The 11,476-nt window shown below is 68.2% G+C and carries 11 protein-coding genes; 5 read left to right on the top strand and 6 right to left on the bottom strand.

What is annotated here, in order from left to right:
- Positions 1-24 precede the first annotated feature (24 nt).
- Positions 25-2,100, bottom strand: a complete 2,076-nt coding sequence (glyS, locus tag QRO93_RS12935) for a glycine--tRNA ligase subunit beta (RefSeq protein ID WP_180880030.1) — start codon at positions 2,098-2,100, stop codon at positions 25-27.
- Positions 2,101-2,171: 71 nt separating this feature from the next.
- Positions 2,172-3,083 (bottom strand): glycine--tRNA ligase subunit alpha, encoded by a 912-nt coding sequence (gene glyQ / locus QRO93_RS12930; RefSeq protein ID WP_053451179.1) that lies wholly within the window; start codon positions 3,081-3,083, stop codon positions 2,172-2,174.
- An 84-nt stretch (positions 3,084-3,167) separates the two neighbouring features.
- Between glyQ and QRO93_RS12925 the strand changes: the two genes are divergently transcribed.
- The 3 genes from QRO93_RS12925 to QRO93_RS12915 are packed head-to-tail and all read left to right on the top strand — an operon-like array spanning position 3,168 to position 6,683.
- Positions 3,168-5,003, top strand: coding sequence for a GspE/PulE family protein (locus QRO93_RS12925; protein WP_285304247.1), 1,836 nt, complete (start codon positions 3,168-3,170; stop codon positions 5,001-5,003).
- Positions 4,975-5,721, top strand: coding sequence for a glutamine amidotransferase (locus QRO93_RS12920; protein ID WP_053510505.1), 747 nt, complete (start codon positions 4,975-4,977; stop codon positions 5,719-5,721). Before QRO93_RS12925 ends, QRO93_RS12920 begins: the two co-directional genes overlap by 29 nt.
- 50 nt (positions 5,722-5,771) lie before the next feature.
- The gene (locus QRO93_RS12915; RefSeq protein ID WP_049455838.1) at positions 5,772-6,683 is read left to right on the top strand and encodes a BPSS1780 family membrane protein; all 912 of its coding nucleotides are present in this window, start codon (positions 5,772-5,774) and stop codon (positions 6,681-6,683) included.
- Between the two features lie 74 nt (positions 6,684-6,757).
- Here the strand turns inward: QRO93_RS12915 and tatC are convergent, their stop codons facing one another.
- The 4 genes from tatC to QRO93_RS12895 form a co-directional block, all read right to left on the bottom strand.
- Positions 6,758-7,507 carry a twin-arginine translocase subunit TatC gene (gene tatC, locus QRO93_RS12910; protein WP_008267959.1) on the bottom strand — a complete coding sequence of 250 codons (750 nt, stop codon included), beginning with the start codon at positions 7,505-7,507 and terminating at the stop codon, positions 6,758-6,760.
- The gene (gene tatB, locus QRO93_RS12905; protein ID WP_180880028.1) at positions 7,504-7,968 is read right to left on the bottom strand and encodes a Sec-independent protein translocase protein TatB; all 465 of its coding nucleotides are present in this window, start codon (positions 7,966-7,968) and stop codon (positions 7,504-7,506) included. Before tatB ends, tatC begins: the two co-directional genes overlap by 4 nt.
- Before the next feature lie 15 nt (positions 7,969-7,983).
- Positions 7,984-8,211, bottom strand: a complete 228-nt coding sequence (gene tatA, locus QRO93_RS12900; RefSeq protein ID WP_005420453.1) for a Sec-independent protein translocase subunit TatA — start codon at positions 8,209-8,211, stop codon at positions 7,984-7,986.
- A 75-nt stretch (positions 8,212-8,286) separates the two neighbouring features.
- A complete protein-coding gene (locus QRO93_RS12895) occupies positions 8,287-9,177 on the bottom strand; it encodes a YSC84-related protein (protein WP_180880027.1) in 891 nt (296 codons plus the stop codon).
- A 165-nt stretch (positions 9,178-9,342) separates the two neighbouring features.
- On the opposite strand from QRO93_RS12895, the gene hemH reads away from it, so the two are divergent.
- Both hemH and QRO93_RS12885 read left to right on the top strand, forming a co-directional pair.
- On the top strand, positions 9,343-10,305 hold the full coding sequence (hemH, locus tag QRO93_RS12890) for a ferrochelatase (RefSeq protein ID WP_053451184.1): 963 nt from the start codon (positions 9,343-9,345) through the stop codon (positions 10,303-10,305).
- Complete coding sequence (locus tag QRO93_RS12885) at positions 10,302-11,156, top strand: alpha/beta fold hydrolase (RefSeq protein WP_053451185.1); 855 nt, start codon at positions 10,302-10,304, stop codon at positions 11,154-11,156. The genes hemH and QRO93_RS12885 overlap by 4 nt, the downstream gene beginning before the upstream one ends.
- The last annotated feature ends 320 nt before the right edge of the window (positions 11,157-11,476 follow it).

Raw genomic sequence — 11,476 nt, 5'->3', positions numbered from 1 at the left:
CCCCCCCCACTACCGATACGGGCATCAGCTCGACAGATGCTCGATCGCCGCGACCTTGCCCAGGCGCTCACCCAGCATCGTCAGCAGCGCCAGGCGGTTGCCACGCAGCGCCGGATCCTCGGCATTGACCATCACGCCATCGAAGAAGGCATCGACCTGCGGGCGCAGCCGGGCCAGGCGGGCCAGCACGGCCACGTAGTCCTTGTACTGCAGGCTGGCGCCGGTGTCGTCGATGGCCGCGGTGACGGCTTCAGCCAGCGCGCGCTCGGCGTCTTCCTGCAGCAGCGCAGGGTCGATCTGGGCCGGAATGTCGCCCTCGGCCTTGCGCAGGATGTTGCGGATGCGCTTGTTGGCCGCGGCCAGTGCCTCGGCTTCCGGCAGCGCAGCGAAGGTGCCGATCGCATCCAGGCGGCGGTCGAAGTCGTACAGCGAGGCCGGCTTCAGCTCGGCCACCGCATTGAAGTGCGTAGCCGGCACGCCCTTGTCGGCGTAGTAGCCCTTCAGGCGGTCGAGGATGAAGTCGTACAGCTCGCCGACGTCGGCCTGCACATTGCGCGCGGCCAGGCCGGCATTGGCGCTGGCCAGCAGCGCGCGCAGGTCCAGCTCGAAGCCGCTTTCGATGATCGTGCGGGCCAGGCCCAGCGCGTTGCGGCGCAGGGCGAACGGGTCCTTGTTGCCGGTCGGCTTCAGGCCTGCGGCGAAACCACCGGCCAGCGTGTCCACGCGTTCAGCAATCGCCAGCACCTTGCCCAGCGCCGACAGCGCGATGTCATCGCCACCGAAGCGCGGCTGGTAGGCCTCGTCGATGGCCAGCGCGACCTCGGCCGATTCGCCACCGGCCACGGCGTAGTGGCGGCCGGCGATGCCCTGCAGTTCCGGGAATTCGTTGACCATGCGCGATTGCAGGTCGTTCTTCGCCAGTTCGGCGGCGCGCCGTGCCTGCGCAGCGTCGGCGCCAACCTGCGGCGCGATCACCTCGGCCAGGGCGGCCACGCGGGCGACCTTGTCGGCCACGCTGCCCAGCTTGGCCTGGTAGGTCACCGTCTTCAGGCCCTCGCCCATCGACACCAGGCCCTGCTTCAGGTCTTCGTCGAAGAAGAACTTGGCATCGGCGAAGCGCGGGCGGATCACGCGCTCGTAGCCCCTGGCCACTTCGGCCACGTCCTTCGATTCGATGTTGGCGATGCCGATGAACTTCTCGGTCAGCGTGCCGCTGTCATCCAGCACCGGGAAGAACTTCTGGTTGATCTCCATCGTCTCGATCAGCGCTTCCTGCGGCACCGCCAGGAACGCCGGCTCGAAGCTGCACAGCACCGCCGACGGCCACTCGACCAGGTTCACCACCTGCTCCAGGTTGTCCTCGGTGATGCGGGCGCTGCCGCCGGCCTTGGCCGCAGCGGCTTCGACCTCGGCGACGATGCGCGCGCGGCGCTCGCTCGGGTCGACCAGCACGAACGCGGCGCGCAGGGCTTCCACGTAATCCTGCGGCTGTGCCAGCGACACGGCCTGGTCGTGGTGGAAACGATGGCCACGGCTGACACGGCCAGCCTGCAGGCCGAACAGTTCGGCCTCGACCACGTTGGCACCGTGCAGCAGCACCAGCCAGTGCGCCGGGCGCGCAAAGCCCCAGGCGTGGTCGCCCCAGCGCATCGGCTTGGGAATCGGCATCGCCGCGATCGCCTCGCGCAGGATCTCCGGCAGCAGGCTGGCGGTGCTCGCGCCCGGGGTCACGGCGCGGTGCACGAAGCGCTCACCCTTGTTGTCGGTGGTCTTCTCCAGCGCGGTCCAGTCGATCCCGGCCTTGGCGGCGAAGCCCTGCAGGGCCTTGGTCGGCTGGCCTTCGGCGTCCAGCGCGATGTTCAGGTACGGGCCCAGCACTTCGCTGTGCTGTTCCGGCTGTTCCAGGCCAACGCCCGGCAGCAGCACGGCCAACCGGCGCGGGGTCGACAACGGGCGGGCGTCGCCCAGTTCCAGTGCGACGCCGCGCTTGCGCAGGCCGTCGACAACGCCATCGAAGAACGCTTGGGCCAGGCCCGGCAGCGCCTTGACCGGCAGCTCCTCGGTGCCCAGTTCGATCAGCAGGGGGGACAGTTGGCTCATCGTTTCAATCCTGTGGTGGGGGCGCAGCGCGCGACGCGTCCGGCGCCCCGGAGTAAGGGGGAGAGCGGCGGTCAGGCCTTCTTGGCGCCCGGGAAGCCCAGCTTCTCGCGCTGCTCGTAATAGGCCTTGGCCACCGCCTGGGCCAGCGCGCGCACGCGCAGGATGTAGCGCTGGCGTTCGGTCACGCTGATCGCGCGGCGCGCATCGAGCAGGTTGAAGGTGTGGCTGGCCTTCATCACCTGCTCGTAGGCCGGCAGCGGCAGGTTCACTTCCACCAGCTTCTGCGCTTCGCGCTCGCAGGCATCGAAGCGGTGGAACAGTTCGTCCACGTCGGCATATTCGAAGTTGTAGGTGCTCTGCTCCACCTCGTTCTGGTGGTAGACGTCACCGTAGGTCACCGGCTGGCCGTCCGGGCCGTAGGTCCAGACCAGGTCGTAGACGTTGTCGCAGTTCTGCAGGTACATGCACAGGCGCTCGAGACCATAGGTGATCTCGCCCAGCACCGGGCGGCATTCCAGGCCACCGGCCTGCTGGAAGTAGGTGAACTGGGTCACTTCCATGCCGTTGAGCCAGACTTCCCAGCCCAGGCCCCAGGCGCCCAGCGTCGGCGATTCCCAGTTGTCCTCGACAAAGCGCAGGTCGTGCACCAGCGGGTCGATGCCCAGTGCCTTCAGCGAATCCAGGTACAGCTGCTGGATGTTGTCCGGCGCCGGCTTCATCGCCACCTGGTACTGGTAGTAGCGTTGCAGGCGGTTCGGGTTCTCGCCGTAGCGGCCGTCGGTCGGGCGGCGCGAGGGCTGCACGTAGGCCGCATTCCAGCCTTCCGGACCGATCGCACGCAGGAAGGTGGCCGGATGGAAGGTACCGGCGCCCACCTCCAGGTCGAGCGGCTGGATGAGCACGCAGCCCTGCTGGGCCCAGAACTGGTTCAGGGTCTGGATCAGGCCCTGGAAGGTGATCGGAACGGTCGGGGTCGCGGACATGCGGACGATTCTTGGCCGGCAAGGGGGGTGCGCTAGTATAACGGCCGACCTGCGGGGCATTCCGTACCCGGGAGGAGCAGGCAGATGGAACATCGGCTGCCGGTGGGCACGCCCGGCGAGGCGGGCGGCGTTCCGCTGCCCTGGGGCCGCCTGCATTTCGAGCAGATCGCCGCGGCGCTGATCGCCGATGGCCTGGTGGCCGAGCAGGACCGCGAGCGCATGCGGTTCTCCGCGCAGGGCGCGCGCAACGCCAGCGAAGTGCATCCGCTGGTGCTGTTGTCCAACCTCAAGCTGGCGGCCAACGGCGGCGGCGAACTGACCCTGGAACGCCTCAGCGAATGGCTGGCGCAGCGTACCGGCTGCCGCTACCTGCGCATCGACCCGACCCGGGTCGACGTCGCCGCGGTCACGGCCCTGGTGTCGCATGCCTATGCCCGCCGCCACCGCTTCCTGCCGCTGGCGGTGGATGCCGAGCGCGTGCTGGTGGCCACCAGTGAGCCGCTGGTGCAGGAATGGCGCCGCGACCTGCAGCACCTGACCCGGCGCCGCATCGAGCTGGCGGTGGTCAACCCGCTGGACCTGCATCGCTACACCATGGAGTTCTACGGGGTAACCCGTTCGGTGCGTGGCGCCCGCAGCGATGCGCGCGGCGAAGCCAGCACCACCCTGCCCAGCTTCGAACAGCTGGTCGAGCTGGGCCGTGCCGGCGACGTCAACGCCGACGACCAGCACATCGTGCACATCGTCGACTGGCTGCTGCAGTACGCCTACGAGCAGCGCGCCTCGGACATCCACCTGGAGCCGCGCCGCGAGATGGGACGCATGCGCTTCCGCATCGACGGCGTGCTGCACAAGGTGTTCGAGGTGCCGCCGGCGGTGATGACCGCCGTGGTCAGCCGCATCAAGGTGCTCGGCCGCATGGACCTGGCCGAGCGCCGGCGCCCGCAGGACGGCCGCATCAAGACCCGCTCGCCGGGCGGCCGCGAAGTCGAGATGCGCCTGTCGACCATGCCCACCGCCTTCGGCGAAAAGTGCGTGATGCGCATCTTCGACCCGGATGCCGCGTTCAAGAGCATCGACCAGCTCGGTTTCAGCCCGCAGGAGGCCGCCGGCTGGAATGCACTGGTCGAGCGCCCGCACGGCATCGTGCTGGTCACCGGCCCGACCGGCTCGGGCAAGACCACCACCCTGTATTCCACGCTGAAGCGGCTGGCCACGCCGGACGTGAACGTGTGCACGGTGGAAGACCCGATCGAGATGATCGCGCCCGAGTTCAACCAGATGCAGGTACAGACCAACATCGACCTGGACTTCGCCAGCGGCGTGCGCACCCTGCTGCGGCAGGACCCGGACATCATCATGATCGGCGAGATCCGCGACCTGGAAACCGCGCAGATGGCGGTGCAGGCCTCGCTGACCGGCCACCTGGTGCTGTCCACGCTGCACACCAACGATGCGCCCTCGGCGGTCACCCGCCTGCTCGACCTGGGCGTGCCGCATTACCTGCTGGCCAGCACCCTCAACGGCATCCTCGCCCAACGCCTGGTGCGCACCCTGTGCCCGCACTGCAAGCAGCCGCACAGCCTTGGCGCCGCCGACTGGGCGGTGCTGGCTGATAGCCATGCTGCATATCCAGATGCCGCCACGCCCTGTCGGCCGGTCGGTTGCCTGGAGTGCCGGCGCACCGGATTCCTCGGCCGCATCGGCCTGTATGAACTGCTGCCATTGGGCTCGCGGCTGCGCGGGCAGATCCGCGCCGACATGGACCTGGCCGGTTTCACCCGCGCCGCGTGGGCTGAAGGGCTGCGAACCCTGCGTCAGGCCGGGCTTGAAAAGGTGGCGCAGGGGCTGACTACAATCGAGGAAGTCCTGTCAGTGCTGCCGCCCCCGGATGAACCCAGCCCCGTTCCTGATCCTTGAAACCGGCCGCCCGGTGCCGTCACTGCGCCGCTACGGGCGCTTCCCGCACTGGATCCGCGTCGCCGCCGGGCTGGAAGAACACGAGACGGTGGTGGTCGACGTCGAACACGGTGGCGCCCTGCCCGATCCGCACGGCTTCGCCGGCGTGCTGGTGACCGGCTCGGCCGCCTTCGTCACCGACCACGCCGAGTGGAGCGAGCGCAGCGCGGCGTGGCTGCGCCAGACCGCCCACGACGACCTGCCGGTGTTCGGCATCTGCTACGGCCATCAGCTGCTGGCGCACGCGCTCGGGGGCGAGGTGGCCTACAACCCAGCGGGCCGCGAGTCCGGCACGATCGAGCTGGAACTGCAGCCACAGGCCGCGCAGGACCCGCTGTTCCAGGGGTTGCCACAGCATTTCGCCGCCCACGCCACCCACCTGCAGACCGTGCTGCGCGCACCGGACGGTGCCGAAGTGCTGGCGCGTTCGCCGCTGGATGGCTGCCACGCCTTCCGCTGGGGGCGCCAGGCATGGGGCGTGCAGTTCCATCCGGAATTCGCCACCCACCACATGCGTGGCTACGTGCGCGCCCGCGCCGACTGCATCGGCCGCCACGGCGGCTGTGCCCGCAGCATCGAGCGCGCGGTCAGCGCCGCACCGCTGGCCCGCCAGCTGTTGCGCCGCTTCGTCCGCCAGGCGCGGCTGTCTTCAGCCCAGCCGGCGGCAAAACAGGGATAATCGGCGCCACGGGCAGCCGCCCGGCCCCTCCTGTCCCTTCCCGGATGTCCATGAAAGAGATTCGCAAGCTGCCGGCTTCGGCGGGCGCCCAGTGGTTGCTGGATACGTTCTCCCTGTACCGGCGAGCGCCGCTGCAGCTGGCCCGGATCGGCCTGACCTGGCTGCTGGTGAGCTGGGTGGTGACCCTGCTGTCGACGCTGATTCCCGGCGCTGCCGGCATGGCCGTGCAGCTGATGACCCTGGCCATTTCGCCGATCATGTTCGGCGGCATGCTGTATGCCGTGGGCGAGATCGACGAAGGCCGCCCGGGCCTGGCCTCGCACCTGCTGCAGCCGATCCGCGACCACCGCGTCAGCCACCTGCTGGTGCCGCTGGCGATCCAGGTGCTGGCGGTGCTGCTGCTGGGCGCGCTGCTGTTCATGATGATCGGCCGCGAAGGCTTCACCGCCTTCAGCGAGGTCATGACCAAGATGGAAGAAATCAGCCGCAGCGGCCAGCAGATCAAGCCGGACGATGCCGCCGCACTGGTCGCCAACCTGCCGGCCAAGCGCATCGCGCTGTGGATGCTGCTGGTGTTCCTGAGTGCGGTCGCGCTGTCACTGGCGATGTTCACCCAGCCGGCGCTGGTGGTGTTCGACAAGCAGAGCGGCATGCACGCGCTGCGCCTGAGCCTGCAGGGCTGCATCGAGAACATCGGCGCGATGATCGTGTTCGCCGTGCTCGGCTTGATCGCCGCGTTCTGCATGTACATCCTGTTCGTGATCGTGATCCAGATCGCGATGCTGATCGGCGGCCCGCTGGCCGCGGCCTTCATCGCCCAGCTGGTACTGACCACGGTACTGATGCCGCTGTACGTCGGCGCGGTCTATGCCGCGTGGAAGCAGATGTTCGTGCACCGCGGCAGCCGCGCCGCACCGCCGATCCCGACCACCCCGACCTCCAGCGACATCTTCCACGCCTGACGGAAAAAGGGGACGGAGGGGATTAAGTCGTTTGTGCCTTTAACGACTTAATCCCCTCCGTCCCCTTTTTTCTTTCAGGCGGCGGGTTTCTTCACTACCGACGACGGCACCAGCCAGCGTGCGGCGTGGATGCCCAGCTCGTAGAGCAGGCACATCGGGATGGCCAGCATCAGCTGCGAGACCACGTCCGGCGGGGTCAACACGGCGGCCACCACGAAGATGCCGACGATCGCGTAACCGCGGCCTTCCTTGAACTGCTGCGGCGTCACCCAGCCCAGCAGCACCAGGATCACCATCGCCACCGGCAGTTCGAAACTGCCGCCGAAGGCAAAGAAGATCGCCAGCACGAAGTCCAGGTAGGCGTTCGCATCCGGGGTGATCGCAATCACGTCCGGGCTGAAGGTGGTGAGGAAGTGGAACACCGCCGGCAGCACCAGGAAGTAGGCGAAGGCACAGCCGGTGTAGAACAGCACCACCGACGACACCAGCAGCGGTACCGCCAGGCGCTTTTCGCGCGCGTACAGGCCCGGCGCAACGAACGCCCACAGCTGGTACAGCAGCCACGGCACCGCCACGAACAGGGCGACGAAGAAGGTCAGCTTCAACGGCGCGAAGAAGGCACCGGCCGGGTTGGTCGCAATCATCGTCTGCCCGTTGGGCAGCTGCGAGACCAGCGGCTCGGCCAGCGCGTTGTACAGCTTCTGGGTGAATGGCAGCAACGCCAGCAGCGCCACGCCCAGGCCCAGCAATGCGCGCACCAGGCGGCCGCGCAGTTCCACCAGATGTTCAACCAGCGAGCTTTCGCCGAAATCCTGCTCACTCATGAGGGGCGCTCCGTGTTCTGCGCCGGCGGCGTCGCAGTGGTTTCAGTGGCCGCCGCGGCACTGGGTGCAGGCGTGGCGACCTCCTGTGCCGGTGCCGGGTCCGCGGCAACGGGCTCGCTCAGGTGCGGCGGCAGATCAGCCGGCGCCGGCGCGCGTACTTCCTGCGCCAGATCGTCGCCCTGCTGCTGTGCCTGCTGGGCTTCGCGACGGATCGCTTCGCCACTGGCGCGCAGCTGGTTTTCGGTGTCCTGCATGCCCTGGCGCACGTCCTGCATCTGCCGCTTGATCTCCTCGGCCTGCAGTTCGCGCTCCAGCTCCTGTTTCACCGAATCCCACTGATTGCGGGCACGACGCACCCACAGGCCGGCGAAGCGGGCCGCCTTGGGCAGGCGCTCGGGACCGAGCACCACCAGGGCGACCACCGCAATCACCAGCAGTTCGCTGAAGCCGATATCGAACACCGCAACCGCTCCGGATCAGCGAGCGTTACGGTCGTGCTCGTCCTGCGCGGTGCGCGAGGCGTCCTGGCTGCGCGACTCGTCGCCCAGCTGCGCGTTCGGCTTGTCCTCGTCGCGCATGCCCTTCTTGAATTCCTTGACCGCCGAACCGAGGTCCTTGGCGCCACTGGTCAGGCGCTTGGTGCCGAACACCAGCAGGACGATGGCCAGCACGACCAACCAATGCCAGATGCTGAAACTGCCCATAAAGACGCTCGTTACGTTAGTGATCAGGCTGTCGAGCATAGCGCACCGGCTGTTAGCCGGCGCGCGTGACGAAAGTCAGTTTCCGCCCAGCGTTTCCGTGCGGATCTCGCCGTCGTTGACCGGCTGGAAGCCCTGCTGCTGCGGCGGCGGGGTCTGCGGCACGTTCTGCAGCGGCGCAGTGGTGACCTCTGCCGGGGCCGGCGCTGCCTGAACAGGCGCCGGGGCGACCGCCGGAGCCGCTGCCGGACGCGGCGCATTGCCGCCGTTGCCGTTGCGGTTGTTGCGCGCGGCGTAGGTGGCCTCTTCCAGGCGATCGCGGAAGGCGACCACATCCATCGACGGCGAACCACCGGCGCGACCTTCGAAGATCATGCGCGGCGTGGTGTTGCTGCCGTAGGCGTCCAGATTGGCGGCATCGTCGATCTGCAGCACCGCACCGTCCAGGGCGACGCCGGCGAACAGGCCACGGGCACGCGACCACGACCAGATCTCGGCCTTCAACTGGCCGTCGGTGGCGGCGGCGGCGTTGCGACCGACCGGGCCGGCAGCAACGCCGGCATCGGCGCCCAGCGTGAACTTGCCGTTGACCAGGTTGTCCAGGCTGCGGTCGTTGCGGAACACCAGCACCACGTCCGAGGACTGCACACCGGCCTGGAAGCCGATGCTGCCGCCGGTGAGCTTGACGAACACCGGGTTGGACCAGGCGCCATTGGCCATGCGCACCGACATCAGGCCATGGCCGCGACGGCCACCGATGACCAGGCCGGCCTTGATCGTGTCGGGAATGACGATGACCGCGCGGCCTTCGTCGAGCAATTTGTCCGGAATGCCCTGTTCAGGGATTCCCTGGATTTCAGCCAGCACACGCACGGCGTTGCGGGCGCGCTGGTCTTCCTGCGGTCCGGCCATGGCCTGGCTGGACAGCAGACTGGCGGCGATCAGCAGGGCTTGGATCGGGCGACGCATGGCGGGCTCCAGAAGTCAGTCCATAGGAAGATATAGCAAGTAACTGAAATTAGTAGTGTTGCCATGAATCGCCAATGAGCGTTGCCTGCTCATATAGATGCCCGCTATGCCCGCGATCCGAACCCTGCATGCCGGCGCGGCACCGGATCGGCGACAATACATCCCATGCTCGACGCACCCGATACCGCCGTGCTGGCGGTCAACCTAGGCACGCCCGAGACGCCGACGGCCCCCGCCGTACGCCGTTACCTGGCTGAATTCCTGTCCGACCCCCGCGTGGTCTCGATTCCGGCACTGCTGTGGCAGCCACTGCTGCGCGGGCTGATCCTGCCGCTGCGCAGCAGCCGTTCGGCGGCCAAGTACGCCCAGGTCTGGCTGCCCGACGGATCTCCGTTGATGGTGCATACGCGCCAACTGGCGCAGGCCATGCAGGCACTGCTGCCGACGCTCAGGGTTCGCCATGCGATGCGCTACGGTGAACCGGCGCTGGCCGGCGAGCTCGACCGCCTGGCCGCCGAAGGCGCACGTCGCATCGTGGTGCTGCCGCTGTATCCGCAGTATTCGACCACCACCACCGCCTCGGTCGAAGACCGCGTCGATGCCTGGCAGCGCCGCAACCCCGGCGTGACGGTCAGCCTGGTGCGCGACTATTCGGTCGACCCGGGCTGGGTCGAGGCCGTTGCCGGTTCCATCCAGCGCTACTGGGAACAGCACGGCCGTGGCCAGAAGCTGATGTTCTCCTTCCACGGCATCCCGCAACGCCTGGCCGATGGCGGCGATCCGTATCCGCAGCGGTGCGAGGCCAGCGCCCAGGCCATTGCCAACACGCTGGGCCTGGGCAGGGACGAATGGCAGATGGGCTATCAATCGCGCTTCGGCCGCGAGCGCTGGCTGCAGCCGTACGCCGAGCCCAGCCTGTGGGCGTTGGCCGAATCCGGGGTGAAACAGATCGACGTGGTCTGCCCCGGCTTCGCCACCGACTGCCTGGAGACGCTGGAGGAGGTGGCAATGGGCTTCACCGAAACGCTGGCCGAACGCGGCGCGACGATGCGCTACATCCCGTGCCTCAACGCCGAACCGGAACACGCACGCGCCCTGGCGCGGCTGGCTGTGGCCTCACTGGCATGAGCCTGCATCCGTTTGAACTCGAGGTCGGTGGCGCACGCGTCGCCGGCCTGCGCAACCACGGCGAGGGTCCGCGCGTGCTGGCCCTGCACGGCTGGCTCGACAACGCCGCCAGCTTCGTGCCGCTGGCCCCGCACCTGTCCTCGCTGCAGCTGGTCGCCATCGACCTGCCCGGCCATGGCCACAGCGCGCACCTTCCGGCGGGGGCCAGCTACACCACGCCCGCCGCGATCTGCCACGTGCTCGATGTGGCCGATGCACTGGGCTGGGACCGTTTCAGCCTGCTCGGCCATTCGATGGGGGCCGGCATCGCCAGCCTCACCGCCTCGGTCAGCGACCGCATCGAACGGCTGGTGGCGATCGAAGCACTCGGCGGCCTGCGCGGGCCGGAGGAAGAAACCGCGCATCGCCTGCGCGAGCATGTCAATGCCACGCGTGCGCTCGCACGCAAGCAGTTGCGCGTGTTCCCCGACCTGGCTGCGCCGATCCGCGCACGGATGATGACCAACCAGCTCAGCGAACACTGCGCACGACTGCTGGTCGAGCGCGGTGTGGAACCGGTCGAAGGCGGCTATCGCTGGTGCAGTGATCCGCGGCTGATGCTGCCCACCGCGATCCGCCTCAGCGAAGGCCAGATCGACAATCTGCTGCAGGCCATCGCCTGCCCGACGCAGGTGATCTACGCCACGCCGGCGCAGTCCTATTACCCCGAGCCCATGCGCAGCGATCGCCTGCGGCACCTGCGCGATGGACGGCTGGCGGTGTTTCCCGGCAATCATCACCTGCACATGGAAGACCCGGCGCAGGTTGCCGAGGTGATCCTGCACTTCTTCAGCAACGACAACGCCGGCTGAGTCCGCGCCTCCGCGCGCTTCACTCCGCGCGTTTGCGGCCGATACATCAGTTGCGGGCCCCTGCGTCCGCAGCACGCGGGCCCGGTCGGGCCTGCGGCGTGTGTCTGGTTCTGCAAGGAAGTCCGCATGCCCGCTCTACTGCACCGTCACCCACAGGATGGGGTCACGGCGCGCTGTCTCCGCGGCGTTGATGACGTCGCATTCCCCGAATCCCCGGTCCATGCCCAGTCCACGCGCTCATGCGTGCGTCGCGGCGTGGCCGCTGCCGTCTGTTGATCCAGGAGTCGCCGATGTCCGCTGCACCCTCCCCCCCCCCCGAT

Origin of the sequence: Stenotrophomonas maltophilia group sp. Smal17, assembly GCF_030237045.1 — a bacterium.
Classification (GTDB): Bacteria; Pseudomonadota; Gammaproteobacteria; order Xanthomonadales; family Xanthomonadaceae; genus Stenotrophomonas; species Stenotrophomonas forensis.
This window is presented reverse-complemented; position numbering and strand designations above follow the sequence as displayed.